Below are 24,816 nucleotides of genomic sequence, written 5' to 3' on the forward strand. Positions count from 1 at the left end.
CCCTAAACCAACAAACTCCGATCAAACTTGAACGCCCCCTCCCCCTGCGGCGTGAAGCGCAATACATGCTGCGGTCGCCCCATGGGTGGCTGGTGACGTTCACCGGTGTCTTGTACCCAGCCCGCCGCTTTCATCCGCTCCAACCGCCCGCGCAGGCTGGAATGCTGGATTTCCTCGCCAATGGAAAGCTCGAAGGCCTTCAGCGCCTCCGCCACGGTGAAGCGCTCCGGCAACAGGTGCAGCGGCAACGCGCTGTACACCGACTTGCTGGCCAGCCGCTCACAGGCCTGCTGCACCAGATGGGCATGGTCGAAGGGCAAGGCCAGGCGCTCGCCGCGCACGGCGTCGAGCGGCACGAAGTCGAGATCGTCGGCGGCCAGTTCGGTCTCCGGCGCCACCAGCACGAGATAGAACACGCTCAGTGACCAGCCGCGTGGGTCGCGCACTGCGTTGCCGACCGTGGCCACCTGCTCCATGTACGCCGGCTGCACCCGCGCCTTCTCGCGCAACGCGCGCAGAGCCGCATCGTCCAGGCCGTGATCCGCGCAGCGGCCGTTGATCAGCACGCCGGGCAACGCCCACTGCCCCTCGAACGGCCCGTGGGCGCGACGGATCAGCAGCAGTTCCAGCCCGCGCTCCGGGTTCAGGCGCAGCGCCACGATATCCACGGTGGCCAGCACTTCAGCGGTACTCATCGAAGCTCCTTGAAAAGGTTTTCGCCGGGGAAATCCTGCGACTTATTTCATCACGCATAGAAAGCATCTTCCACTGCCGATCATTTCCGTTATTTTTACTTGACGACTTATTTCACGTCGTGAATTATGTAGTCACGACAGGCCACCAACGGTCAAGCGGAGGCTTCCATGAACCTGATCGCCAGCTTCGATGTAGATGCCCAGAAGGGCTTCACCCCGCTCTGCCCCAACGAACTGCCGGTGCCCGGCGGCGATGCCATCGGCGGCGCCCTGAACCTTCTGGCCCAGCGCGCCAGCCTGCGCCTGGGCAGCAAGGACGCGCACACTGCGCAAGCGCCCTGGGTAGTGAGCGAGCCGGCACAGATGCTGCAGCCGCTCTCCCTGCCCAACGCCGACCTCACCTGGGTCAGTCACTGTGTGCCCGGCACGCCGGGCTTCGAACTGCTGGACGAACTGCCCCAACCGATGGACTACGACTTCTTCATCTGGAAAGGCGTCGAGCCGGATCTGCACCCCTACGGTGCGTGCTACCACGACCTGGCGGAACGGCGCAGTACCGGAGCCATCGAGTACCTACGGCAGAACGCGGTCAGCCACGTACTGGTGGGCGGCCTGGCGCTGGACTACTGCGTGAAGACCACCGCACTGCAACTGCGCCGCGCCGGCTTCCAGGTGCTGCTGTACCTGCCGGCCTGCCGCGCCATCGCGGAGGAAACCGCCAGGGCCGCCTGCGCCGAGATGCGCGCCGCCGGGGTCACCCTCTGCGCGGACGAGAACGAGCTGGACGAGGCCCTCATGGGCATCAGGGAGAATTGATCATGGCCGAAAGCGTGTTTGCCGAGAGCATCGTGCAGAACCTGCTGGACACCGACTTCTACAAGCTGACGATGATGCAGGCGGTGCTGCACAACTACCCCAACGCCGAAGTGGAGTGGGAATTCCGTTGCCGCAACGCCGAGGACCTGCGCCCGTACCTGGCGGAAATCCGCTACCAGATCGAGCGCCTGGCCGAGCTGGAGGCTACGCCGGACCAGTTGGCCTTTCTCGAACGCATCCCGTTCATCAAGCCGGACTTCATCCGCTTCCTCAGCCTGTTCCGCTTCAACCTGCGCTACGTGCACACCAGCATCGAGGACGACCAACTGGCCATCCGCCTGCGCGGGCCGTGGCTGCATGTGATCCTCTTCGAAGTGCCGCTGCTGGCCATCGTCAGTGAAGTGCGCAACCGCTATCGCTACCGCGAGGTAGTGCTGGAGCAGGTCGGCGAGCAGCTCTACCGCAAGCTCGACTGGCTTGCCGGCAACGCCAGCAAAGAGGAGCTGAAGGAGTTCCAGGTGGCGGACTTCGGTACCCGCCGGCGCTTTTCCTACCGCACCCAGGAAGAAGTCGTACACATCTTGAAGCGCGACTTCCCTGGCCGCTTCGTCGGCACCAGCAACGTCCACCTGGCCCGCGAGTTCGACGTGAAACCGATCGGCACCATGGCCCACGAATGGCTGATGGCACACCAACAGCTCGGCCCACGGCTGATCGACAGCCAGATCGCCGCGCTGGACTGCTGGGTGCGCGAGTACCGCGGTCAATTGGGCATCGCGCTCACCGACTGCATTACGATGGACGCCTTCCTCAGCGACTTCGACCTGTACTTCGCCAAGCTCTTCGACGGCCTGCGCCATGACTCCGGCGACCCGCTGGTCTGGGCCGAGAAGGCCATCGCCCATTACCGCCGGCTAGGGATCGACCCGATGACCAAGACCCTGGTGTTCTCCGACGGTCTCGACCTGCCCAAGGCGTTGCAGCTCTTCCGTGCATTGCGTGGCAAGATCAACACCAGCTTCGGTATCGGTACCAACCTGACCTGCGACATCCCCGGGGTGGAACCGATGAACATCGTGCTCAAGATGACGGCCTGCAATGGCCACCCCGTGGCGAAGATTTCCGACACACCCGGCAAGACCCAATGCCGCGACGAGAATTTCGTCGCCTACCTGCGCCACGTGTTCAAGGTGCCGGTGTAACCCTTTTCGCATCCGACCAGGAGCCCATCAGATGAAAGACAGACAGGCCGCCATCGCCAGAGAACTCAACGTGCAGCCGCCCTTCCAGTCCGACGCCGAGCTGCAGGCCGAGATCCAGCGCCGCATTCGCTTCATCCAGGACTGCCTGAAGGGTTCGGGGATGAAGACCCTGGTGCTGGGCATCAGTGGCGGCGTCGACTCGCTCACCGCCGGCATGCTCTGCCAGCGCGCCGTGGAAGGCCTGCGCACCGAGACCGGCAACCAGGACTACCGCTTCCTCGCCGTGCGCCTGCCCTACAACGTCCAGGGTGACGAACAGGACGCCCAGGACTCGGTGGACTGCATCGCCCCGGACGAGCGCCACACCGTGAACATCGGCCCGTCGGTCCAGGCGCTGGCGGCGGAAACCCAGGCGCTGGAAGGCCTGGCGCCGGCCACCCGCGATTTCGCCCTGGGCAACACCAAGGCGCGGATTCGCATGGTCGCCCAGTACACCATCGCCAATGCCCGCGCCGGCCTGGTGGTCGGCACCGACCACGCCGCCGAGGCAGTGATGGGCTTCTTCACCAAGTTCGGCGACGGCGCCTGCGACCTCGCCCCGCTCACCGGCCTGGTGAAGAACCAGGTGCGCAGCATCGCCCGCAGCCTGGGCGCGCCGGAGCATCTGGTGGAGAAGGTGCCGACTGCGGACCTCGAAGACCTCGCCCCCGGCAAGCCGGACGAGCATTCCCACGGTGTGACCTACAAGGAAATCGACGCTTTCCTGCACGGCCAGGAGGTCAGCCAGGACGCCTTCGACATCATCGTCCGCACCTTCGAGAAGACCCATCACAAGCGCGCCCTGCCGACCGCCCCGTAAGCCGTCGGCAACCAGCGGCGCGGGAGCGGTCCTGCGCCGCCCGGCTCAATGCTGGGGAATGACGTAGCGCCAGATGGCGATGAAGTGCAGCAGGCTGCCGGCGATCACGAACAGGTGCCAGATGCCGTGCCAGTGGCGGAAGCGGCTGTCATAGGCAAAGAAGATGATGCCGATGGTGTAGAAGGCCCCGCCGCCCACCAGCCAGGCGAAACCCGCGCCGCCCAGGGCGCGGTACAGCGGCCCGACCGCGATCAGCACGATCCAGCCCATCACCGCGTAGATGATGATCGACAGCACCCGCGCCTCGGAGCGCGGCTTGATCTCCTGCAGCATGCCGATCACCGCCATCGACCAGACGATGCCGAACAGCGTCCAGCCCCAGGGCCCCTTCAGCGTCACCAGGCAGAAGGGCGTATAGCTCCCCGCGATGAGCAGATAGATCGACAGGTGGTCGAGCTTGCGCAGGATCACCTTCGCCCGCCCGCGCACGCTGTGGTACAGCGTGGAGATGCTGTAGAGCAACAGCAGCGTCGTTCCATAGATCGCCACGCTGACGATGCGCAGCGGCTCGCCCAGCAGGCTGGTGGCGACCAGCAGCCAGATGCCGCCCACCAGCGCCAGCAAGGCACCGATCAGGTGGGTCCAGGCGTTGAAGCGTTCACCGTGGTACATGGGTCCCCCATTCAAATTCCAGCAACCGACACCCTGACTTCGTTTTTTGAACTAAAAAGCGTGAAATAAAAAGCCCGACCAATAGTCGGGCTTTTCGAATCACAGGCTTTTTAGCAAAGCCGGATCACTTCAGGGTGAGGGTGCCCTTCATCATGGCCGAGTGGCCCGGGAAGGAGCAGAAGAAGGTGTACTGCTCGCCTTCCTTGAGCTTGGAAACGTCGAAGCTCACCGAATCCTTCTCGCCGGAGCCGATGATCTTGGTGTGGGCGATGACGCGAGTGTCGCCGTCTTTCACGTAGTTCTTGTCCAGACCAGCGGCCATACCGTCGGTCACCACGCCCTGCATGTCGCCGGCGGTGGTCAGTACCCAGTTATGGCCCATGACGTTCTTCGGCAGGCTGCCCGGGTGGGAGAGGTTCACGGTGAAGGTCTTGCAGCTCTTGTCGACGCTGATGGCGTTGGTGCTGAACTGCATCTGGTCGTTGCCCTGGATGTCCACGGAGCATTCGGCGGCCAGCAGCGGGGCACTGAACAGGCCAAGCAGGGATACAGCGGCGAGTTTACGGAACATGACATGCCTCCTAGGCAGGTTGGGCGGAGAATCCTGAAGGGGAAGACTGCCCGAAGGCGATCCGGGTTCCCCTGATCTGCATCAATGGCCATCGGCCACGAGCCAAGCTTCAAACTGTCTATCAGGTCGATCGGCAGGATCAACGAGGCAGAACAGCGCACCCCGCCTAGCATAGACGCCATCCCCCGGCCCAACAGGAGTTAGCGCCATGCACCGTCTTCCGATGTTACAAAGCCAGTTGCTGCGAAACCTGCTCGCCTGCTACGCACTCGGCACCTGCGGCGGGGGCGGCCGACGAGCTGAAATGGACTAGGAAAATTCGGACTTGGTCGCACTCGAGGCTGCCGCTACCCTGACGGCCTGCAAAACGAGGCAGCCAATCGAGGAAGTTCCATGACCTTGCGTTCCATCTGCGTATTCTGCGGCGCCAGCCCCGGCGCCACCCCTATCTACCAGGAAGCCGCCGAAGCCCTCGGCCGTCACCTCGCCGAGAACGGCATCCAGCTGGTCTATGGCGGGGGGGCCGTGGGCCTGATGGGCATGGTCGCCAATGCCGCGCTGGCCGCCGGCGGCGAAGTCATCGGCATCATCCCGCAGAGCCTGAAGGACGCCGAAGTCGGCCACAGCGGCCTGACGCGCCTGGAAGTGGTCGACGGCATGCACGCGCGCAAGGCCCGCATGGCGGAGCTGAGCGACGCTTTCATCGCCCTGCCCGGTGGCCTGGGTACCCTGGAAGAGCTGTTCGAAGTCTGGACCTGGGGCCAGCTCGGCTACCATGCAAAGCCCCTGGGCCTGCTGGAGGTGAACGGCTTCTTCGACCCGCTGCTGGCGTTCCTCGACCACCTGGTGCAGGAGCGCTTCGTGCGCCAGCCCCATCGCGACATGCTGCAGCGCGCCGCCTCGCCCGCTGAACTGGTCGATGCCCTGGCCGCGTGGAAGCCCCTGGCGGCGCCCAAGTGGGTGGATCGCACGCCGACTTGACGCACCGCTACCAGCAGCGCTCCGAGGCCGCGCCACGGAGCCCGCTGCTGGCCAGCGTGAGTGTTCCGCAATCATCGCCCGCCATGCTGCCCTGAGGTTCGGCCATCAGCGTGAAGCTCGCGGACTCCGGCTCGTCGGCGAAGCCCAGGCGATAGCGCGCCGGCCCGTTTCGTGGTGAATGCTGATACGGCAGGGCCGCACCCACGTAGCTGCCATGGCTGGTGTGATAGCGCTCCAGGTACTGCGCCAATTCCACCAGGGATTTTTGTGCATCCACCCGGTGAGCCCGGCGAATATAGTCCTGGTAGGTCGGTACCGCGATGGCCAGCAGGATGCCGATCAGCGCTACTGTCGTGAGCATTTCCGGCAGGGTGAAACCATTGCGACGCACGGCAGACTTCATCTCAGCGCAGCTCCTGCCAGGCCTTGCGCCCGCTGTCGCCCGGCCAGTCGAGATCACGCGAGCGGGGGCGACCGTCTTCATCCAGCGTCGTGAGCCGCACACCGCTTTCCCCCTCCCCCGGCCGCACCAGCAGGCCGCCGGGCCGCCCGAACACCACATTGCCTGCCGCGGACACCACAGGGAGTGCCGTACCCGGATCGCCGCCACTGGCAATATCCAGCGCGACGGAGCCGTAGCGCAGCGGATCGTCACACGGGTCGTCCCCAGGTGTCATGAGATTGAACAGCACGAAGCGATCCGCACGCAGCTGCGCGCGTTCGATGACACGGGTGCCGTCGGCGGGCAGGTCCAGATACCAGCCACGGCTGCCGTCGCCTGGCGAATCGGCGGACCGCGCCAGCGACCCCACGTCGAGGCTTTGCGCCGATAGCCGGGTACGCCCGACCGTCGCGGTACCGTCGTCGAGAACGCCATACAGGCTTTCGACCTTCTCAGGCTCGGCGGGCAGGTTGTCGCCCACGCGGTAATACCGCCCGGTGCCGAACATTACTCGCACCGCACCACTGCCATCTCGCGCCGCGACCACGGGCGCAGAAATCACCTGTGCCACTCCCTTTGCGTCAACGGCCTTGAACAGGGCCCCTCCGGCCAGGGACGCGGGAATGGCCGAATCCTGGCCGTCATCGCCTGCGAGATCCACTCGCCAGAGGTTGCCGCGACTATCCCCGAGGTACAGACGGTCAGCCGTGACATCGCCCGTGCTGCTGATCGCCGTCACCGGCCCCAGGTCTCCGGCGCCGGGCAGCCTGACGCGCTTGAGCGGACGACCGTCCGCTGCATCGAGCAGCCACAGTTCGCCATCCTTGCCCTGCGGGTCACGGGCGCCGGAGGACAGCGCCACCACGAACCTTCCCGACGCCAACGCCAGCAAGGCCGGGCGGCCCAGGCTGTAGCCGAGCTCCGGGTGGCTGAATTCCCACAGCACGCTGCCTGGCTGCATACGCTGCGGATCGCTGATATCCAGGGCGAAGACGCTGTTGCCTCCCGCTCCTGGAGTGCCTACCAGCAAGGTGCGCCAGCGCCCTTCGATCCAGGCATTCCCAATGCTCGGCGAGCCATCGACGAAGTAGCGGTGCACGTAGCCCGGAGCGGCCAGTTCGCGCAGATGGGCGAAGACCGCCGCCGGCACATAGGCAAACAGCTCACGCCCATCGCGTGCATCGAAACCATGCAGCATGCCGTCATTGGCGCCGACCACCACCAGGGGCGCACGCTGCCGGTAGGTCGCATTGTCGAGGAAGTCGCGATAGGCGCTGCCCAGGGTCTGCCCGTTGGCGAGCGGCTGGGGCAGCGCGGCATACGGCTGAGGGTCATGCCAGGAGTAAGCCGGGCGCGAATGGACGATGTCGCCCAGCCGGCTGCCGCGCTGCCGGTATGGTCGGGGGCTTGCCGCCGAGTCGCGCTCCTCCAGCCTGGAACCACGCAGGTAGTCGACCAGGCGCTCACCGTCGTTGCCTTCGGCGGCCAGCGCCTCACGCTGTCGATCGTCCAGCGCAGACCAGGCGAAGGCGAGTCCCTGCCGCGCAATACCGGAGCCGTCCGGCGTGCGTACAGTGAAGATATCTCTCCCGCCCAATCGCGCCTCGTCCAGCTCATCCAATCGTTGCGCCGCCGACCAGACAGGCTTCGCGGAACTCCCCTGCCAAAGCAGCAGGTCACCGCTCCACCTCGCTGGGTTCAATGTCGTGCTGAATACCTCGTCGGAACGCCCGCCCGCAATGAACTGGCTGAACGCCCCCGCGCCGCTCTCGGCAGTGCGTGCGAACGCCCGCTGCAGCTCATCACGCCAGCGCGCCGGCTCCGTGGCGTCCAGCAGGTTGTCCGGGCGCACGGCAAGGGAGATCGCTGCATCGTGCCACCAGGCCGCCGGCAGCGGCGCATCCCGCGCATCGCTGTAGCCCTTGGGCACGAAGAAGCCGCCATATTTCGTCGCCAGCCAGAGGGCGCTGCCCTGGCCTGCCGACTCGTGGGGCAGCCAGTAGGTGGAAAGCGTCTGTCGCCCTGGAAGGTCCGGGCGGAGATCGCGGGTGTGCGCGTCGTAGGCGAGGCCGGCGAAGTCCAGGGTCGCGTCGTCGGCACCTGCCCCCTCCATGGCGGCCACGCGGCGACCGGCCTGGGCCATATCCACGGCCAGGTCCTTCCCCGCGAGGCGAGGCAGGCTCTCGCCAATTCGCGCCTCCCCCGCACCACCCAGCCCTAGAACGCTGTTGCGCTGGCAGGCATGGCTGATCGGGTCGCCCCAGGGCGCGACGGCAGGGAAAACACGGACGGCGCCAGCATCGGCCGGCGCCGCAAGGCTGCCCTGGTTTCTCAGGTAGCGGGTCGCCGCATGCAACGACTCGCCCAGGTCATCCCCGCGGCGCAACTGCGCCTCGTCGAAGCGGTTGAGGTAGTCGATTACGCCGCTGCGGCCGGACGCATCCCGGTCCGGGTTGGCGAGAAATATGCCGCTGCGTGCCGACCATTCCGCTTGCGGATTATCCGCGCCGTCGCCCAGTTGCGGGCCGATGAACTTGTGTCGGGCACGCAGCACGACATTGCTCGTTCCGTCGCTATCAGCCCGGCCAAGCACGCTGACCTGCAGCCGGCTGGCGTACTGCTGCAATAGACCTTCGGGCTTGGACTGGCCGCCATAGCGGTGGCAGTTGCGCTCGAGCAGCCCAGCCACACAGACCTGTACCCGAACGGGTAGGCGATAGGTTTCCGTGGCCTGCACAACCGTCCCGGCGAGGTAATCCTGCGGCTCACCGGCAAACGCCGGGCTGCGGCTGAACAGGAGGCTGCGATCCTGCCCGGCGATGCGGAACGACAAGGACAGCCCGGAAAACGGCGTGGCTCCGCCCGCGAGCGCAGTGGATAAATGGCGGTCCGGGAAGCTGCCGTCAGCTTCCGTATTGCGCGCCTTCTGCAGCACTGTTGTGCCGGCGGTATCGATGTAACGGTCCCCGCCGGTCAGCGCGGAGCGCACGACATCGAGGCGCTGCGCCGTTGCCCAGTTGAGGAAGTTGCCGCTCCAGGCGCCAGAGCAGAGATGTTCCTGCGCCGCCCGCAGGGGCTGGAAGTACTGCTGTGCAGGCTCCTGGCCATAACACTTCGCAGGATCGAAATAGCCGACGTACGTCCGCTCGGGAATGTAGGTATCCCCCGAGTGGGCAGCCGCCGCAACGGACGAGTGAGCCGTCGATGGCAGCAACACGAGATTACCCGGAGCGCCGCCACCAACCTGTAACGGCACCTGGCTGATCGGCGTGGCGCTTGCCAGCCCGTGCAACCCTGCCATGAGCGCCAGCGACGCGTATTTCCCTCCTCGTGCCACCACCACCTCCCTGTCGTCCGTCAGCGAATGAAGTAGATGCTGCGCAACCGCGCACTGGAGACCGGCTCGCCCGAGGGCTGGCGGCGCACACCGTAGCCCGCCGCGCTCACCTCCACTGCCACGCCATACGCAGCCCTGCCCATGCCCACTTCCAATCCTTCGTTATTCAGCAGCCGCAGGAACTTCAATTGGTAACGCGATTGGCGCGCGAGATCCGGAGCGCCTGCGTCACCTGTCGAAATGTCCGCGGCAACGTCATAAGCAACGGCGTCGAGATGAACGCGCCTGTAGAGATCGCGTGCCGCCAGTTCGCCCGCACGCAACGCAGATTCGGCTTCCTGAAATGCCATTTGACGATCACGCAGATTCCCCGCCATGCGCTCCTCCAGGCTCGCCAGGCGCATACCGGCCAGCCCGATGAGCGTCAGCAGCAACAGCATCACCAGGGTGACCAGCAGCACTGCGCCGCGCTCGGCGCGCCAACGCCTCATTCGGCCCGCACGGCATTGCGCAGCACAGTGGTGCTGCTCATCACCAAACGCAGACGACGCTCCGTATTGGCGGTCAGCGTTCGTCCGTCGAACACCAGCGCAGTCGACGCCTCGTCGACGTTGCGGGTCAGGCTCTGCAACAACAGGCTGACGCGCACCGTGCGCACCCTGCGCCAGTCGGTAGCGGCCATCTCCCTCGCGGCCTTGTAGATCGCGACGGCGTCGCCGCCCTCGCCGGTAACGCCATAGCGCAGGCTTAGCCCCGCCACGCCGGAGACCAGTTCGTCGGTCTGTTGCTTGTCGCTGCTCTCGCTGTTGTAGGTGACGAAGAGGCCCGGCGAGCCCCCTTCCCCCTTGCCGACCCAGTAGATGGCGTAGCGATAGGGATAGACGCGGGTGGCCGAGGCCAGGAAGTGGCCCAACGCGCGGTTAGCGACCAGGGTGCTCGCACTGCCGGCGTTTCGCATCAGCAGGCAGGACTGCAGATCGGAGAGCAGGTAATACGCCCCGGCCGAGGCACCAGCGGATGCCAGGGTGACCTGGTTGCCGACGACCGAGCGCGCCGCAAGCGCGGGCTCGCCGACATAACGCAGCAACAACGCATCCGTGTTCGCCAGTTTCCCGGAGGGCAACCAGGCCGGCGCCGCCATGCCGCTGCCGTAGCCTTCGATGCCCGCCCTTTCCAGGGCGAACTGCGTGGTGCCAGCCCCGCTGGCATTCACCACGCCGGACGGGCAAGCACTGACGAACCCGGCAGTACGCAGGTCCTGTGCGAGAATGTCGAAGGCGAAACGCCCGCTTTCCTGGAGCTCGGCCAGGGCAAGGCTGGCGTGGTAGGTCTGCTTGCTGCTCAGCAGCACTTCGATCACACCCGCCATGAGCAGCAGGCTGAGTGCCATGGCGATCAGCAATTCCACCAACGACAGGCCGCGCTGGGCAGTGGCGTCCATGTCAGAGTGAGGTGCGATAGGTAAAGGTTTCCCAGCGTTCGCCATCGCTGGGCCACCGACCTCGCGCACGACTGTCGTCCCAACGGATAGCGATCTCCACGCGGTACAGCTCGCCGCCGCGGAACACCCGCACCGAGCCGCCGCCTGATCCGCCCAGCGCCGTGCAGACCGTATTGCGCCATTGGCTGAGATCGAGTTGCGCACGACTGCTGCCGGAAACCGCCGGGCAATCTCCGGTCGGCTCGGCAAAGGCAAGGTCGTAGGCGCCCGCGCGGGCCGCCGGCAGGTTCGCCTGCAGGAGGTCGCTCATCTCGCTGGCCAGCCAGGAAGCCTGTGAGCGCTGCAACGCACTGTGGCTGGCGGCGACTCCGACGTTCTGCAGGCCCGCCAGCCCCAGCAGGCCGATGGACAGGATCACCACCGAAACGAGCAGTTCGACCAGGGTGAAGCCCCTGGCCGGCAAGCGACTTTGCATGGTTTCGCCTCGCTGCTGAGCGGATTGCGCGTCGTCGTGGGACGGCGCTCCGATCTCTAGAGTGCGAGGTGTTTCAGGGCCGAGTCAGCCAGACTGCGCGCCGAAATCGCCGGGAAATTTCCGCGCGAATTGGCGATCAGGCGCAGGCGCGGGAAGGCTTTCGACGATGGAAACCACCGGTCCCGGAGACACGACCGCTCATCACGGCGAGCCCAAAGAAAAGGCCACCGTGCGGTGGCCTTTTCCGATCCCGTAGCGATCAGCCGTTGGCCGACTGCTGCACGATCACCGTCTGCGCCGGCATCGGCGCCGGGAAGTCGGTGCCCAGGGCTTCCTTGATGGTGCGGTTGGTGTCGAAGTAGACCTGCCAGTAGACATCGTTATGGCAGTAGGGGCGCACGGCAAGCACAGGGCCGACGAGGTTGAACTCGAGGATTTCCACGTCTACCGGCGGGTCGCTCAGCACGTTGGGGATCGCCGCGACGCGCTGCTTGAGCACCGCCACGGCGGCCGCATAATCGGCGGCGCCGGAGAGCTGGGCCTTGAGCTCCACACGGCGGTAGGGGTTGTGGGTGTAGTTCTGGATGGTGTCGCTGAATATCTTGTTGTTGCCCACCAGGGTCAGGACGTTGTCCGGGGTGTTGATGGCGGTGGCGAACAGGCCGATCTCCTTCACTGTGCCGGTGACACCGCCGGCGGTGACGAAGTCACCGACCTTGAACGGGCGCAGCACGATGATGAAGCCACCGGCGGCGAGGTTGGCCAGCAGGCCCGACCAGGCCATGCCGATGGCCAGGCCGATGGCTGCGATCAGCGCCGCGAGGCTGGTGGTCTGCACGCCGAAGTAGCCGAGGATGCCGACGACCAGAAGGATGTTCAGGGTAACGGTGATGAAGGAGCCGACGTAGCGCAGCACCGTCGGATCGACGCTCTGCTTGGCCAACGCCTTTTCCACCAGGTTGACGGCGAAGCTGATCAGCCAGCGACCGAGCACCCAGAAGAGAATGGCGACGAGAATCTTCACACCGAACGCGAGCGCGTACTGCGAAACCGTCGCCCACAGTGCGTTGATCTTCTCCGTACCCACGTTGATGATGTTCGTATCGTCCATGGAAGCGCACCTGCGAGAGAAAGGGACCAGATGAACGCTAGCACGGCCCCAGCGGTTTGCTCGTCGCAGTGCGCAGCCCATAGCCACGGCGGGCTCCGGGCGCCATGGAGCTAGCAGTCGCCGGGTAGCGAGGCGATCCAGCGATTGAGCAGTTCCAGCCCCTCGCGGTGCACCAGGGTGCGGCCCAGCTCGGGCATCATGTCGCCCGGCTTGTCGCTGCCGACCCGGTAGCTGAGCACCGATTTTTCCGGGCTGCCGGGGTGGATGTCCTCCAGCCTCCCGCCCGTGCCGCCGCCCGCCGCCACCGGTGGTTTGCAGAGGCCATAGGCGATGGAAACCGGCGTGTGCGGGTCGAGGTGCAGGCCCGAAGTGCGTGCCGCGCCCTTGGGGTTGTGGCAGTGCGAGCAGTTGGCGTCGAGGTAGCTGCGCGCCTGTTTCTCCAGCCCCTCACCGGGACGCGGATGGCCCCACAAGGCGTTCTGCGGAACCTGCGCCAACGCTGGCAGGCCCTTGAGGAAGCCGCGCGCCTGCCAGTGCTGCAGCTGGTTGTCGCTGCCCTCGGCGTAGGCGAAGTCCTTGTTCAGGTGCCGCGCCTTGGGCCCCAGCGGAGCGATGCCGCCGCCCTTCTGCTCGGCGTGGCATTCGGAGCACTGATTGGCGTCCGGCACCATGTAGGTGAAGGCAGTCTTCTTGCCATCCTCGGCGGTCAACTCCAGCGCCGGGCTGTCGCCGGCGAGTTCCAGCGTCGCCTCGCTCTGGTCGGCATTCCACACGTAGGGCAGCGCCGCCCAGCCGTCCTTCTGCCGCACCAGCACACGGGTTTCCACCAGGTGGACCTTGCCCATGTCCAGTCCGGCCTTGGGGTCGCGGTCGTCCTGGCTGTTCTGCAGCAGGTTGCCCTGGGCGTCCCTGGGGTAATAGAAGGTCTTGGTCAGCACGGTGCCGACGGGGTAGTCGAAGCGATCCTCGGCGTACTGCGCCGACAGGCCTTCGGGCATCCATACGGTGCGCAGCTTGTGCGCGTAGTCGGTGAACAGCGGGGTGTTGAGGTCATACGGCAGCACCTCGGCGGCCGGCGTCAGGTGGCCGTCCGCCAGGTGCAACATGCCCCAGCCGCTGAGCTTTTCCGGGTAATCATCACCTTCGGGCTGATAACGCGGCGTGCTCTCCTGCCCGCACCCGGCCAGTGCACCAGCAAGGGCAGCGGCCAGGGCGAGCGACAACAGGAACGGAGCGGGTTTCGTCATGCCTTGTTGCCCTTCTCGCCGAGGCCGGCCTGTTCGATCTTCGGCAGCGGCTTGAGCTTGCACTGGTGGCTGCTCATGTCGGTGCTGATGTTCTTGTAGCCGTTGGGACCGTCGACGTTGACGATACCGGCGTTGCCGTTGTCGATGCAGATGGCCAGGGCTTCCGGAAGCTTGCCGTCGACCAGTTTCTTGTCGTTGAAGTAGCCGTCCCAGAGGATATCCGGCAGGCGCCCGTTGAGACCGAACTTGGCGATCTTCAGGGCCTTGAGTTCCAGGTGGTCGGGGCTGTCGCCGCCCGGGCCGAAGGTGTTGCCGTGGATGAAGATGCCTTCGGGGTACGGGTCGAAGTTGGGCTGGGTGGCCTTGCCCGAATAACCGGTACTGAAGTAGCTGCTGACGATGACGTTGGCGGTCTTGTGGTTGCCGATCTTGTTGTCGAAGATCTCCACGTCATCGTTGGAGTTCACCACCACGCCCGAGCCCGCCGGCACGCTGGCCACTGGCGTGCCCTTGTGGCCGAAGTTCTCGTGGTTGTTGCCCTGCACATCGTTGTCGAAGACGCGGGTGCCGCGTCCCGGCTGCGGAAGGTTGGGCATGTTGAAGACGAGGATGCCACCGGTATTGTCGGTGGCGACGTTGTTGTAGACGTCGGCGCCGATGGTGTTCTCGATCTCGATACCGGCGACGTTGCGCTCGGCGCGGTTGTTGCGCACGACCACGTTGCGCGATTGGCCGACATAGATACCCGAGTCGGAGGCGCCGATCGCGACGTTGCCTTCGAGCAGCGTGTTTTCGGTCTGTACCGGGTAAATGCCGTAGCCGCCGTTCTCGGTAGCCGGGCCGTTGGTCCATTCGGTGCGGATGTTGCGGATGACGATGTTCTTGCCACCGATGACCTTCAGGCCGTCGCCCTTGGCGTCCTCGATGGCCAGGTTCTCGATGGTGAAGTCGGAGGCGTCGACGAACAGGCCTTCGGCACCGGCCTTCTGGTTCTTGAAGCTGAGGATGGTCTTGTCCATCCCGGCGCCGCGGATGGTCACGCCGTCCACCTTCAGGCTCAGGCTGCGGTCCAGGTGGTAGGTGCCGGCGGGAATGTCGATGACATCGCCGGCCTTGGCCTTGATCAGGCGCGCCTGCAGGTCTTTCTGAAAGTCGGCGCTGACGGCAGCGGTGGGCTTGTCACCTTCGCCGCAGGCGGCCAGGGCAACGGAGAGAGCGAGAAGGGAGAGAGTGGCGAGGCGCATGGCGGGCTCCGGTCTTGTTTTTATGATATGGAACTATCGTACCAAATAAGACCGAGAATACTCCTACATCCCGCGCCACGCCAGCCCTTCAGACACATCGCACTTTGATTGATTGACGTCAGGGTTTAGCGGTGGCGGATCGGGATGATCTGCGCTTCCAACCCAAGGAGTGCACGGATGAGCTTCATGCCCTGGAACGACGAATTCGTGATCGGAATCGAGCGGATCGATGAACAGCACCGCTGGCTGGTCGACCTCACCAATGCGCTGTACGACAGCCTGAACGGCCCGGAGGGCGAGGGTCAGCCCATCGGCGAGTTGCTGGAGCAACTGGTGGAGTACACGATGAATCACTTCATCGTCGAGGAAGTGCTGTTCCAGCGCCTGGGCTATCCCGAGGAGGAAGCGCACCGGGCCGAGCACGATCGTTTCAATCGGCAGATCATCGACCTGCTGTACCGCCACGAGGATGGCGAGGTCGTCTCGGTCGAGGCCCTGGAGCTGCTCAAGGCCTGGCTGATCCACCATATCCTGAAGGTGGACAAGGCTTACGTGGCGTTCTTCAAAGGAAAAGGCGTGACCGCTTAGCGACACGCCTTTTTTACAGCACGGTACAGACGAATCAGCGCGGAATATTGGGCTGTCGCTTGGTGGTGCGCTTCTTGCCCTTGGCGTAGCCGCTGGCCTTGCCTTCCTCGGCCTTGTTCCACGGCTTGGAGCCGTTGCTGGCGCGCGGCGGCAGGCCGGTGTGCTGGGTCAGCAACGGCTTGCCGGTCTTCTTGCTGCCGGCCGGGGTGGAGTTCTTGCGGCGCGCGCTCTGGTACTCGTCGGTCTGCGGCTGGTAGGTCGGGATCAGGTGATGCTTGCCGTTGCCGATCAGGTCGGCGCGGCCCATGCGCTCCAGCGCCTCGCGCAGCATCGGCCAGCCCTTCGGGTCGTGGTAGCGCAGGAAGGCCTTGTGCAGACGGCGCTGCTGGTCGCTCTTGACGATGGTCACGCCGTCGCTCTTGTAGGTCACCTTGCGCAGCGGGTTCTTGCCCGAGTGGTACATGGCGGTCGCGCTGGCCATGGGCGAGGGATAGAACGCCTGCACCTGGTCCGCGCGGAAGCCATTGCGCTTGAGCCACAGGGCGAGGTTCATCATGTCCTCGTCGGTGGTACCCGGATGCGCCGCGATGAAGTACGGGATCAGGTACTGCTCCTTGCCGGCCTCCTTGGAGAACTTCTCGAACATGCGCTTGAAGGCGTCGTAGGTACCGATGCCCGGCTTCATCATCTTCGACAGCGGGCCTTCCTCGGTATGCTCCGGGGCAATCTTCAGGTAGCCGCCAACGTGGTGCGTCACCAGCTCCTTGACGTACTCGGGCGACTCCACGGCCAGGTCGTAGCGCAGGCCGGAGGCGATTAGGATCTTCTTCACACCCGGCAGGGCGCGGGCCTTGCGGTACAGCTCGATGAGCGAGGAGTGGTCGGTATTGAGGTTCTCGCAGATGCCCGGCCACACGCAGGACGGCTTGCGGCAGTGACGCTCGATCTCCGGGTCCTTGCAGGCGATGCGGTACATGTTGGCGGTCGGGCCACCCAGGTCGGAAACGACACCGGTGAAGCCCGGCACCTTCTTCATCTCCTCGATCTCGGCAAGGATCGACTCATGGGAGCGGTTCTGGATGATTCGCCCCTCGTGCTCGGTGATCGAGCAGAAGGTGCAGCCGCCGAAGCAGCCGCGCATGATGTTCACCGAGAAACGGATCATCTCGTAGGCCGGGATCTTCTCCTTGCCATACAGCGGGTGCGGCACGCGCGCATAGGGCATGCCGAACACGTAGTCCATTTCCTCGGTGCTCATCGGGATGGGTGGCGGGTTGAACCACACGTCCACTTCGCCATGCTTCTGCACCAGGGCACGGGCGTTGCCCGGATTGGTCTCCAGGTGCAGCACGCGGTTGGCATGGGCATAGAGCACCGCGTCGCTGCGCACCTTCTCGAACGACGGCAGGCGGATCACCGTACGCTCGCGCTCCAGGCGCGGGTGTGCCAGCAGCTGCACGACCTTGGCTTCGTTCGGGTCTTCCTGCTCGCCCTTTTCCTGCTCGATGGCGCAGGCGGCGGTGTCCTGGGTGTTCACGTAGGGGTTGATGATCTTGTCGACCTTGCCTGGGCGGTCGATGCGGGTGGAGTCCACCTCGAACCAGCCTTCGGGAGTGTCGCGGCGCACGAAGGCGGTACCGCGCACGTCGGTGATCTGCTCGACCCGCTCGCCGGCAGCCAGGCGCTGGGCGATCTCCACCACGGCGCGCTCGGCGTTGCCGTACAGGAGGATATCGGCGGTGGCGTCCATCAGGATGGAGCGGCGCACCTTGTCCTGCCAGTAGTCGTAGTGGGCGATGCGGCGCAGCGAAGCCTCGATGCCGCCGAGGATGACCGGGCTATCGCTGAAGGCTTCCTTGCAGCGCTGGCTGTAGACCAGGCTGGCGCGATCCGGACGACGACCGGCCAGGCCTCCCGGGGTGTAGGCGTCATCGCTGCGGATTTTCTTGTCCGCGGTGTAGCGGTTGATCATCGAGTCCATGTTGCCCGCCGCCACGCCGAAGAACAGGTTCGGCTGGCCGAGCTTCATGAAGTCGTCCTTCGAACGCCAGTCCGGCTGGGCGATGATGCCCACACGGAAGCCCTGGGCTTCCAGCAGGCGGCCGATAATGGCCATGCCGAACGACGGATGGTCGACGTAGGCGTCCCCGGTGACGATGATGATGTCGCAGGAATCCCAGCCCAGCTGATCCATCTCTTCCTTGCTCATGGGCAGGAACGGCGCCGGGCCGAAACACTCGGCCCAGAACTTGGGATAGTCGAACAGCGGCTTGGCGGCTTGCATCACGGGCACCGTGGGTATCTCTAGTAGGGATCGCGGAAAAACGCGGGCGCGGAATATAGCACAAAAAGTGTACAAATCCGACCAGCGAACTCAGATTTACGGGGGATTTAACCTTCCGACGGTAGATTGCCAATGCCATCATCTGGCTATACTTCAGCCACTATCCGCAGTACGCCTGGCCAACCCGCCCAGGCCAGGGAGTGCCTGTCGTGTGTCGTGCCATCGTACTGTTGCTTACCCTGCTGTTCTGCCACACGGCGCTAGCCTTCGAACTCGACGACAAGGCCAGCGGCGCCTGGCTCAATGATCACCTCGAATTGCTGCAGGAGCGCGACGGCCCGCTATCGCTGGCAGCCGTGCAGGCCAGCCGCGACTTCGTTCCGGCCAACGGCCGCACCAGCGTAGGCCAGAGCCCTGACGGCTGGTGGCTGCGCCTGGACCTGGACCGCCGTACCGCGCCGCTGGGCGGCTGGTGGCTGGAAGTCGATGCCGTCAACCTGAAGGACCTGCGCCTCTACATACCCGACGAACGGGGCATCTACCGGGAAACGCTGTCCGGCGAGGCCGTGCCGTTCGCCCAGGGCCGTGACCGCGACTACCGCCGACCGCTCTTCCACCTGCCCGAAGGCACCGGCTCGGTGCGCATCTATGCCCGCGTCTACGACCCCGCCGGCAATTCGTTCCCGCTGCGTATCTGGTCGCTGGATGATCTGCAGGACCATCGCGCCGATACCAGCCTGTTCCTGGGTTTCATCTACGGCCTGATCGCCGCCCTGCTGCTGTACAACCTGTTCATCCTGCTGACCCTGCGCGACCCGGCGTACTTCTGGTACGTGCTGACGACCGCCAGCGCCCTGCTGTTCAGCCTGGGCATGAGCGGCCACGGTTTCGAGTACTTCTGGCCCGATCACCCGGTGCCCTGGTGGCTCGACCGCATCACTCTGCCCTCGCTCTGGGGCCTTTGCGTACACCGTTTTACCATCACCCTGCTGCAGACCCGCCGCTACGTGCGCTGGTCGCACTGGCTGCTGAACCTGAACTGCGCGCTGTACGTGCTGACCATCGTCCTCGGCGCGCTGCAGTTGCGCGGCGTGGCCGGCTGGATGCTGGTGGCGATCACCCTGATCGGCGTGCCGGCTGCACTGGGCGGTGCCGTGGTGCGCTGGCGCCAGGGTTCGTTCCCGGCCTTCCTCTACCTGCTCGGCTTCGGCCTGGTACTGACCAGCGTGAGCATCTCGGTGATGCGCGCCACCGGCATGGTGCAGCCCTCGCCATTGACCTCGTACATCTTCCCCATCGCCGTAGCGATGGAGTCGGTACTGTTCTCCTTCGCCCTCACCTCGCGAATCCAGGGCCTCAAGCGCGAGCGCGCGCAGGCACTGGAGCAGGCGGATCGGGAGAAGAGCGCGCGCCTGACCCTCATGCAAAGCGCCCAGCAAGACCTGGCGACAGCCGTGGCCGAGCGCACCGCCGAACTCACCCAGAGCAACCAGCTGCTGCGCGAGCGCGAAGTGCAGCTGCAACACGCCGCGCACTACGACCCGCTGACCGGCCTGCCGAACCGTCGCTACCTGGTGGAACATGCCGAACACGCCCTGGCCCATGCCCAGCAGAACGGCGAGACCCTGGCACTGATGCTGATCGACCTCGACCACTTCAAGCCGATCAACGACAGCCACGGGCACGATGCGGGCGACTTCATGCTGCAGAACGTCGGCAACCGCCTGCGCCAGTGCGTGCGCGGCAGTGATTGCGTGGCGCGCCTGGGCGGTGACGAATTCGCAGCATTGATTTCCGGGCCCGATGCCGAGAGCCACGCCAAGGAGATCGCCTGCCGCATCCTCAATGAACTGTCGCGGCCGGTGAAGTTCGACAGCCTGGAGCTGCGCGTCACGCCGAGCATCGGCGTGGCCATTTATCCCAGCCACGCCATGCAGTTCAGCAAGCTCTACAAGGCCGCCGACCAGGCGCTCTACGAGGTGAAGGGCAATGGCCGGGCGGCCTACGCCATGGCCAGCGAGGCCGCCGGCGAAACCAGCGATCTCTGGCTGGAAAACGAACGGCTGGAAAGCGAAGACCGTGCCTGATCAGCTGCGGTAACGGCGCGGCACGCGGGCGGTAACCTTGGTCAGCAACTCATAGCCGATGGTCCCGGCATGGGCGGCGACCTCGTCCACCGGCAGGTTGGCGCCCCACAGCTCAACGCGATCACCCACTGCGGTGCCGGGCAGATCGGTCAGGTCCACTGCAAGCATATCCATGGAGACACGCCCGGCCAGCGATGCGCGCCGCCCATCCACCAGCACCGGCGTACCGCTCGGCGCGTGGCGCGGGTATCCATCGGCGTAGCCGCAACTCACCGTGCCGATACGCGACGGCCGCTCGGCCACCCAGGTCGCGCCGTACCCAACGCTCTCACCCACCGCCACCTCGCGCACGGCGATCAGTCGCGCCTCCAGGCTCATGGCCGGGCGCAGGCCCAGTTCAGCGGCGCCGATGTCGGCGAAGGGCGTGGCGCCATAGAGCATGATGCCGGGGCGAACCCAGTCCATGTGTGCGGCGGGAATGGTCAGCACAGCGGCAGAGTTGGCCAGCGAGCGCAGGTCGAAATCCAGGTCCAGCACACTGAGGAAACAGGCCACTTGGTCTTCGGTCAGCTCGTCGCCGCGCACATCGGCATTGGCGAAGTGGCTCATCAGGTTCAGCTCCGCCACCTGCGGCGCCTGGCGCAGGCGCGAATGCCAGTCGCGTAGCGCCTCGGGCGAGAAGCCCAGGCGGTGCATGCCGGTATCCAGCTTCATCCACACATTCAGCGCACTGGGCAGTTGCGCGGCGAGCAGCGCCTGGGCCTGCTCAGGGCCTTGCACCGCCACATCCAGGCTCAGCTGGACAGCGATCAGGTATTCCGCCGGCTCGAAACAGCCCTCCAGCAGCAGGATGCGGGCGCCGGCATGCAGAGCGCGTACCTCGGCGGCCTCCTCCAGGCAGGCCACCGCGAAGCCGTCAGCCTCGTCGTGCAGGCAGCTCACCACCTCCCGAGCGCCGTGCCCATAGGCGTTCGCCTTGACCACTGCGAAAGCCTCGCGCCCAGGCGCGCAGCGCTTGGCAACGGCGTAGTTGTGGCGAATGGCGGCAAGATCGACGTGGGCGACGAGCGGGCGCATGGCGGCCTCTGAAATGAAAACGGGCGCCTATCTTAAGGCGCCCGTCGGTCACGCGGAATGCGGCATCGTTACTCGTCTTCGAAGTTGTACATGCCGGGCGCGAGGTTCTCGAAGCGGCTGTAGCGACCGAGGAAGGCCACGCGCACCGTGCCGATGGGGCCGTTCCGCTGCTTGCCGAGGATGATCTCGGCGACGCCCTTGAACTCGGTCTCCGGGTGATACACCTCGTCGCGGTAGACGAACATGATCACGTCGGCGTCCTGCTCGATCGCTCCGGATTCGCGCAAGTCGGAGTTCACCGGGCGCTTGTTGGGGCGCTGTTCCAGCGAGCGGTTGAGCTGGGAGAGCGCCACCACCGGGCAGTTGAATTCCTTCGCCAGCGCCTTGAGCGAGCGGGAAATCTCGGAAATCTCGTTGGTCCGGTTGTCGCCGGCGGAACCGGGGATCTGCATGAGCTGCAGGTAGTCGACCATGATCATGCCGATCTCGCCGTGTTCGCGCGCCAGGCGACGGGTCCGCGCGCGCATTTCCGAGGGCGAGATGCCGGCGGTGTCGTCGATGAACAGCTTGCGGTCGCTGAGCAGGTTCACCGCCGAGGTCAGTCGCGGCCAATCCTCGTCGTCCAGCTTGCCGGTACGCACCTTGGTCTGGTCGATGCGCCCGAGCGAGGCGAGCATACGCATCACGATGGAGTCGGAGGGCATCTCCAGCGAGTACACCAGGATCGCCTTGTCGCTGCGCATCAGGGCGTTCTCCACCAGGTTCATGGCGAAGGTGGTCTTGCCCATGGAGGGTCGGCCGGCCACGATGATCAGGTCGGACGGCTGCAGGCCGCTGGTCTTCTCGTCGAGGTCAGTGAAGCCGGTGGTGATGCCGGTCAGCGCGTCCGAGGTGTTGAACAGGTGGTCGATGCGGTCGATGGTCTTGACCAGGATATCGCCGATGCCCACCGGGCCGCCGGTCTTGGGCCGCGCTTCGGCGATCTCGAAGATCTTGCGCTCGGCTTCGTCGAGCACTTCGTTGGCGCTGCGCCCTTCGGGGTTGAAGGCGCTGTCGGCGATATCGCTGCTGATGCCGATCAGCTGCCGCAAGGTGGCACGCTCGCGGATGATGCCCGCGTATGCCTTGATGTTCGCCACCGAAGGCGTGTTCTTCGCCAGCTCGGCGAGGTAAGCAAGGCCGCCCACCTGGGGCAATTGCCCTTCGCGTTCGAGCTGCTCGGAGAGCGTCACCACGTCGATCGGCTGGTTGGCTTCGGCGAGCTTGTAGACGGCGCGGAAGATCAGGCGATGGTCATGGCGGTAGAAGTCACCATCGGACACGGCGTCGGAGACGCGCTCCCAGGCGTTGTTGTCGAGCATCAGGCCACCCAGCACCGCCTGTTCGGCTTCGATCGAGTGCGGCGGCACCTTGAGGGAAGCGGTCTGCAGGTCGTATTGCTCGGGGACGGTGATGTCGTTCATGGGCGCTTCGTGCGGGCTCTTCGTAGAAATTCAAAGGCGGAAAAAACAAAGGGCACGGTACCGAATTTCAGTACCGTGCCCGATGTTAGCGGACTGATTCGCCCATGCAAGATGTGCGAAACGTCCTAGCGACGGATCGCTTACTCGGCGACTACAACCACGTGCAGGGTTGCATCAACATCCATGTGCAGTTGCACTTCGATGTTGTATTCGCCTACAGCGCGCAGGGCGCCGTCGGGCAGGCGAACTTCGCTCTTTTCCAGCGGGTAGCCGGCAGCCGAAACGGCGTCGGCGATGTCGCGGGTGCCGATCGAACCGAACAGTTTGCCTTCGTCGCCAGCGTGGGCGCCGATGGTCACGATCAGTTCGGCCAGTTGGGCAGCACGAGCTTCAGCAGCGGCTTTTTTCTCAGCAGCGGCTTTTTCCAGCTCTGCGCGGCGCTCTTCGAAAGCAGCGACGTTGGCAGCGGTGGCAGCGGTGGCTTTGCCCTGCGGCAGCAGGTAGTTACGAGCGTAACCGCCCTTTACGTTCAGCTTGTCGCCCAGGTTGCCCAGTTTGGCGATCTTTTCCAGCAGGATGACTTCCATTTGAGTCTTACCTCTTAACTTTTAACCTTCACCGTTCGCAGCTTTCTGGCGCTTGGCCAGGCGACCGCGAAAATCAAACAGACTGTCGACGACGGCGACAAGACAGATCACATTGCCCAGTACGAATACCAGCAGGTACAGCGGTGCCAGCCAGAAGCCCGGAAGCTTCTTCAGCGCGGCCAGGCCGTGCCCCAGTGCGATCCCGGCGAACAGCAGCGGAATCATGCACAGCGGCGCCAGCATGGTGGCCGCGGGCCCTGCGAAGGGCAGCGCCACAACGCCGACCAGCAGCGCTACAGCCGTGCCCGGCGACAGACGCAGTGCACGGAACTCGCGGCCAAACCCTTCCGGGTTGAACAGTACTGCTTGCCAATAACGCGCCAGCATCAGGCACAACAGGCTGATCGTCTGCAGCGAGGCTGCCATCAGGCCGGTGATGGTCGGAACCATCTCCGCCTGCAGGGCGGCCATCTGTTCCGGCGAAAGCTTGGCTTCGGCCAGAACCTGCGGCAGGGCCTTGCCGAATGCATCGGCCAGACCTGCGACCAACCCGGCCGACACCGTGCTGAGCAGCAGCACGAACACCGCACCGAGCACAACGCTCGCCAGCATCACCTGATTCCAGGACACCTTGCTGCGCAGAACCTGCGCCAGCACGGCACTACCCACCAGAACCAGACTCACGCTGGGGTCACCCAGGTACCACCAGGCCAGTGCCGGAAGCAGCGCCCACACCAGGATGCCAAAGGCATCGCCGGCGCCACGGCGCAACAGCACCAGACTGCCTGCTGCGGCACCGAGCCAGAACAAAGGCTGCAGTACCGCGGCTGCGACGACCACCAGGGTCGCCTGCATGCGGCCTCGCATGACAAATTCAGCCAATGCGCGCATGCGATCTATCCATCAATTCCAGTCGACTGCCCGATCAACGGCCGTGGCTGTCGGTGTAGGGAAGCAGGGCCAGGTAACGGGCGCGCTTGATAGCGGTCGCCAGCTGACGCTGGTACTTGGCTTTGGTGCCGGTGATACGGCTCGGAACGATCTTGCCGGTTTCGGAAACGTAGGCCTTCAGGGTGTTCAGATCTTTGTAATCGATCTCTTTCACGCCTTCAGCGGTGAAACGGCAGAATTTACGACGACGGAAGAAACGTGCCATGTGTGTGGCTCCTCAATACTGGTCCGGGATTACTCGTCAGCGCTGTCGCGGCTATCTTCGCCGTCAGCGGACTCGCCCTCGTTCGATTCGGGACGCTCACGGCGCTCACGGCGCTCGTTGCGGCTCTCTTCGGCCTTCAGCATTTCGGACTGGCCGGTAACGGCTTCGTCGCGACGGATGACCATGTTACGGATCACGGCGTCGTTGTAGCGGAAGTTGTCTTCCATCTCGGCCAGGGCCTTGGCGGTGCACTCGACGTTCATCAGAACGTAGTGAGCCTTGTGCACGTTGTTGATGGCGTAAGCCAGCTGACGACGGCCCCAGTCTTCCAGACGGTGGACTTTGCCGCCGTCTTCTTCGATGGCCTTGGTGTAACGCTCGACCATGCCACCGACTTGTTCGCTCTGGTCCGGGTGAACCAGGAACACGATTTCGTAATGACGCATAAATGCTCCTTACGGATTGCAGCCTGCCGACTAAG

Annotated in this window: 24 protein-coding genes; 6 read left to right on the plus strand and 18 right to left on the minus strand. The window is 64.9% G+C overall.

Going from position 1 to position 24,816, the window contains the following annotated elements; translation table 11 throughout:
* Positions 1 to 2 precede the first annotated feature (2 nt).
* A complete protein-coding gene (locus tag GJV37_RS22905) occupies positions 3 to 695 on the minus strand; it encodes an NrtR DNA-binding winged helix domain-containing protein (RefSeq protein WP_170858892.1) in 693 nt (230 codons plus the stop codon).
* Positions 696 to 863: 168 nt separating this feature from the next.
* On the opposite strand from GJV37_RS22905, the gene GJV37_RS22910 reads away from it, so the two are divergent.
* Genes GJV37_RS22910 through nadE form a run of 3 tightly spaced genes read left to right on the plus strand, consistent with a single transcriptional unit; the run spans position 864 to position 3,572 of the window.
* Complete coding sequence (locus tag GJV37_RS22910) at positions 864 to 1,511, plus strand: nicotinamidase (RefSeq protein WP_084358609.1); 648 nt, start codon at positions 864 to 866, stop codon at positions 1,509 to 1,511.
* 2 nt (positions 1,512 to 1,513) lie between these two features.
* Entirely contained in the window at positions 1,514 to 2,713 is a 1,200-nt protein-coding gene (gene pncB, locus GJV37_RS22915) for a nicotinate phosphoribosyltransferase (RefSeq protein WP_084358610.1), read from the plus strand.
* A gap of 31 nt (positions 2,714 to 2,744) precedes the next feature.
* A complete protein-coding gene (gene nadE / locus GJV37_RS22920) occupies positions 2,745 to 3,572 on the plus strand; it encodes an ammonia-dependent NAD(+) synthetase (protein WP_170858891.1) in 828 nt (275 codons plus the stop codon).
* 45 nt (positions 3,573 to 3,617) lie between these two features.
* On the opposite strand, the gene trhA is transcribed toward nadE, so the two are convergent.
* On the minus strand, positions 3,618 to 4,244 hold the full coding sequence (trhA, locus tag GJV37_RS22925) for a PAQR family membrane homeostasis protein TrhA (RefSeq protein ID WP_024766000.1): 627 nt from the start codon (positions 4,242 to 4,244) through the stop codon (positions 3,618 to 3,620).
* Positions 4,245 to 4,368: 124 nt separating this feature from the next.
* A complete protein-coding gene (azu, locus tag GJV37_RS22930; RefSeq protein ID WP_024766001.1) occupies positions 4,369 to 4,815 on the minus strand; it encodes an azurin in 447 nt (148 codons plus the stop codon).
* 393 nt (positions 4,816 to 5,208) lie between these two features.
* Here azu and GJV37_RS22935 point away from each other — a divergent pair, with 393 nt between their 5' ends.
* Positions 5,209 to 5,796 (plus strand): cytokinin riboside 5'-monophosphate phosphoribohydrolase, encoded by a 588-nt coding sequence (locus GJV37_RS22935; RefSeq protein WP_024766002.1) that lies wholly within the window; start codon positions 5,209 to 5,211, stop codon positions 5,794 to 5,796.
* A gap of 7 nt (positions 5,797 to 5,803) precedes the next feature.
* Here the strand turns inward: GJV37_RS22935 and GJV37_RS22940 are convergent, their stop codons facing one another.
* From GJV37_RS22940 to GJV37_RS22975, 8 genes are all read right to left on the minus strand, one after another.
* Positions 5,804 to 6,199, minus strand: coding sequence for a type IV pilin protein (locus GJV37_RS22940; RefSeq protein ID WP_024766003.1), 396 nt, complete (start codon positions 6,197 to 6,199; stop codon positions 5,804 to 5,806).
* Between the two features lies 1 nt (position 6,200).
* Positions 6,201 to 9,581 (minus strand): PilC/PilY family type IV pilus protein, encoded by a 3,381-nt coding sequence (locus tag GJV37_RS22945; protein WP_193452968.1) that lies wholly within the window; start codon positions 9,579 to 9,581, stop codon positions 6,201 to 6,203.
* A gap of 14 nt (positions 9,582 to 9,595) precedes the next feature.
* On the minus strand, positions 9,596 to 10,036 hold the full coding sequence (locus tag GJV37_RS22950; protein WP_246228418.1) for a pilus assembly PilX family protein: 441 nt from the start codon (positions 10,034 to 10,036) through the stop codon (positions 9,596 to 9,598).
* Positions 10,037 to 10,062: 26 nt separating this feature from the next.
* Positions 10,063 to 11,016, minus strand: a complete 954-nt coding sequence (locus tag GJV37_RS22955) for a PilW family protein (protein WP_193452985.1) — start codon at positions 11,014 to 11,016, stop codon at positions 10,063 to 10,065.
* A gap of 1 nt (position 11,017) precedes the next feature.
* The gene (pilV, locus tag GJV37_RS22960) at positions 11,018 to 11,491 is read right to left on the minus strand and encodes a type IV pilus modification protein PilV (RefSeq protein ID WP_170858887.1); all 474 of its coding nucleotides are present in this window, start codon (positions 11,489 to 11,491) and stop codon (positions 11,018 to 11,020) included.
* Positions 11,492 to 11,750: 259 nt separating this feature from the next.
* A complete protein-coding gene (locus tag GJV37_RS22965; protein WP_024766009.1) occupies positions 11,751 to 12,602 on the minus strand; it encodes a mechanosensitive ion channel family protein in 852 nt (283 codons plus the stop codon).
* Positions 12,603 to 12,712: 110 nt separating this feature from the next.
* Positions 12,713 to 13,849 (minus strand): SO2930 family diheme c-type cytochrome, encoded by a 1,137-nt coding sequence (locus GJV37_RS22970; RefSeq protein ID WP_193452969.1) that lies wholly within the window; start codon positions 13,847 to 13,849, stop codon positions 12,713 to 12,715.
* Entirely contained in the window at positions 13,846 to 15,093 is a 1,248-nt protein-coding gene (locus GJV37_RS22975; protein WP_170858886.1) for a parallel beta-helix domain-containing protein, read from the minus strand. Before GJV37_RS22975 ends, GJV37_RS22970 begins: the two co-directional genes overlap by 4 nt.
* 177 nt (positions 15,094 to 15,270) lie before the next feature.
* Here GJV37_RS22975 and GJV37_RS22980 point away from each other — a divergent pair, with 177 nt between their 5' ends.
* The gene (locus GJV37_RS22980; RefSeq protein ID WP_024766012.1) at positions 15,271 to 15,681 is read left to right on the plus strand and encodes a bacteriohemerythrin; all 411 of its coding nucleotides are present in this window, start codon (positions 15,271 to 15,273) and stop codon (positions 15,679 to 15,681) included.
* Between the two features lie 34 nt (positions 15,682 to 15,715).
* Here the strand turns inward: GJV37_RS22980 and GJV37_RS22985 are convergent, their stop codons facing one another.
* Positions 15,716 to 17,965, minus strand: a complete 2,250-nt coding sequence (locus GJV37_RS22985) for a YgiQ family radical SAM protein (protein WP_170858885.1) — start codon at positions 17,963 to 17,965, stop codon at positions 15,716 to 15,718.
* Positions 17,966 to 18,165: 200 nt separating this feature from the next.
* Between GJV37_RS22985 and GJV37_RS22990 the strand changes: the two genes are divergently transcribed.
* Positions 18,166 to 20,052 (plus strand): diguanylate cyclase domain-containing protein, encoded by a 1,887-nt coding sequence (locus GJV37_RS22990; RefSeq protein WP_420875892.1) that lies wholly within the window; start codon positions 18,166 to 18,168, stop codon positions 20,050 to 20,052.
* Here GJV37_RS22990 and alr read toward each other — a convergent pair whose 3' ends face one another.
* From alr to rpsF, 6 genes are all read right to left on the minus strand, one after another.
* A complete protein-coding gene (gene alr / locus GJV37_RS22995) occupies positions 20,053 to 21,129 on the minus strand; it encodes an alanine racemase (protein WP_024766013.1) in 1,077 nt (358 codons plus the stop codon).
* A gap of 68 nt (positions 21,130 to 21,197) precedes the next feature.
* Complete coding sequence (dnaB, locus tag GJV37_RS23000; protein WP_038803348.1) at positions 21,198 to 22,592, minus strand: replicative DNA helicase; 1,395 nt, start codon at positions 22,590 to 22,592, stop codon at positions 21,198 to 21,200.
* A 140-nt stretch (positions 22,593 to 22,732) separates the two neighbouring features.
* A complete protein-coding gene (gene rplI / locus GJV37_RS23005) occupies positions 22,733 to 23,179 on the minus strand; it encodes a 50S ribosomal protein L9 (RefSeq protein WP_015479134.1) in 447 nt (148 codons plus the stop codon).
* Positions 23,180 to 23,200: 21 nt separating this feature from the next.
* A complete protein-coding gene (locus tag GJV37_RS23010; RefSeq protein ID WP_037012089.1) occupies positions 23,201 to 24,070 on the minus strand; it encodes a hypothetical protein in 870 nt (289 codons plus the stop codon).
* A gap of 34 nt (positions 24,071 to 24,104) precedes the next feature.
* A complete protein-coding gene (rpsR, locus tag GJV37_RS23015) occupies positions 24,105 to 24,335 on the minus strand; it encodes a 30S ribosomal protein S18 (RefSeq protein ID WP_003095634.1) in 231 nt (76 codons plus the stop codon).
* A gap of 29 nt (positions 24,336 to 24,364) precedes the next feature.
* On the minus strand, positions 24,365 to 24,781 hold the full coding sequence (gene rpsF, locus GJV37_RS23020; protein WP_015479136.1) for a 30S ribosomal protein S6: 417 nt from the start codon (positions 24,779 to 24,781) through the stop codon (positions 24,365 to 24,367).
* Positions 24,782 to 24,816: the final 35 nt, after the last annotated feature.

It is taken from the genome of Pseudomonas nitroreducens, from assembly GCF_010994165.1.
Lineage (GTDB): Bacteria > Pseudomonadota > Gammaproteobacteria > Pseudomonadales > Pseudomonadaceae > Pseudomonas > Pseudomonas nitroreducens.

Bases quoted from the DNA above. Each gene is read 5' to 3' on its own strand.
- GJV37_RS22905 (WP_170858892.1), bottom strand. From the start codon at position 695: ATGAGTACCGCTGAAGTGCTGGCCACCGTGGATATCGTGGCGCTGCGC.
- GJV37_RS22910 (WP_084358609.1), top strand. From the start codon at position 864: ATGAACCTGATCGCCAGCTTCGATGTAGATGCCCAGAAGGGCTTCACC.
- pncB (WP_084358610.1), top strand. From the start codon at position 1,514: ATGGCCGAAAGCGTGTTTGCCGAGAGCATCGTGCAGAACCTGCTGGAC.
- nadE (WP_170858891.1), top strand. From the start codon at position 2,745: ATGAAAGACAGACAGGCCGCCATCGCCAGAGAACTCAACGTGCAGCCG.
- trhA (WP_024766000.1), bottom strand. From the start codon at position 4,244: ATGTACCACGGTGAACGCTTCAACGCCTGGACCCACCTGATCGGTGCC.
- azu (WP_024766001.1), bottom strand. From the start codon at position 4,815: ATGTTCCGTAAACTCGCCGCTGTATCCCTGCTTGGCCTGTTCAGTGCC.
- GJV37_RS22935 (WP_024766002.1), top strand. From the start codon at position 5,209: ATGACCTTGCGTTCCATCTGCGTATTCTGCGGCGCCAGCCCCGGCGCC.
- GJV37_RS22940 (WP_024766003.1), bottom strand. From the start codon at position 6,199: ATGAAGTCTGCCGTGCGTCGCAATGGTTTCACCCTGCCGGAAATGCTC.
- GJV37_RS22955 (WP_193452985.1), bottom strand. From the start codon at position 11,016: ATGGACGCCACTGCCCAGCGCGGCCTGTCGTTGGTGGAATTGCTGATC.
- pilV (WP_170858887.1), bottom strand. From the start codon at position 11,491: ATGCAAAGTCGCTTGCCGGCCAGGGGCTTCACCCTGGTCGAACTGCTC.
- GJV37_RS22965 (WP_024766009.1), bottom strand. From the start codon at position 12,602: ATGGACGATACGAACATCATCAACGTGGGTACGGAGAAGATCAACGCA.
- GJV37_RS22970 (WP_193452969.1), bottom strand. From the start codon at position 13,849: ATGACGAAACCCGCTCCGTTCCTGTTGTCGCTCGCCCTGGCCGCTGCC.
- GJV37_RS22975 (WP_170858886.1), bottom strand. From the start codon at position 15,093: ATGCGCCTCGCCACTCTCTCCCTTCTCGCTCTCTCCGTTGCCCTGGCC.
- GJV37_RS22980 (WP_024766012.1), top strand. From the start codon at position 15,271: ATGAGCTTCATGCCCTGGAACGACGAATTCGTGATCGGAATCGAGCGG.
- GJV37_RS22985 (WP_170858885.1), bottom strand. From the start codon at position 17,965: ATGCAAGCCGCCAAGCCGCTGTTCGACTATCCCAAGTTCTGGGCCGAG.
- alr (WP_024766013.1), bottom strand. From the start codon at position 21,129: ATGCGCCCGCTCGTCGCCCACGTCGATCTTGCCGCCATTCGCCACAAC.
- dnaB (WP_038803348.1), bottom strand. From the start codon at position 22,592: ATGAACGACATCACCGTCCCCGAGCAATACGACCTGCAGACCGCTTCC.
- rplI (WP_015479134.1), bottom strand. From the start codon at position 23,179: ATGGAAGTCATCCTGCTGGAAAAGATCGCCAAACTGGGCAACCTGGGC.
- GJV37_RS23010 (WP_037012089.1), bottom strand. From the start codon at position 24,070: ATGCGCGCATTGGCTGAATTTGTCATGCGAGGCCGCATGCAGGCGACC.
- rpsR (WP_003095634.1), bottom strand. From the start codon at position 24,335: ATGGCACGTTTCTTCCGTCGTCGTAAATTCTGCCGTTTCACCGCTGAA.
- rpsF (WP_015479136.1), bottom strand. From the start codon at position 24,781: ATGCGTCATTACGAAATCGTGTTCCTGGTTCACCCGGACCAGAGCGAA.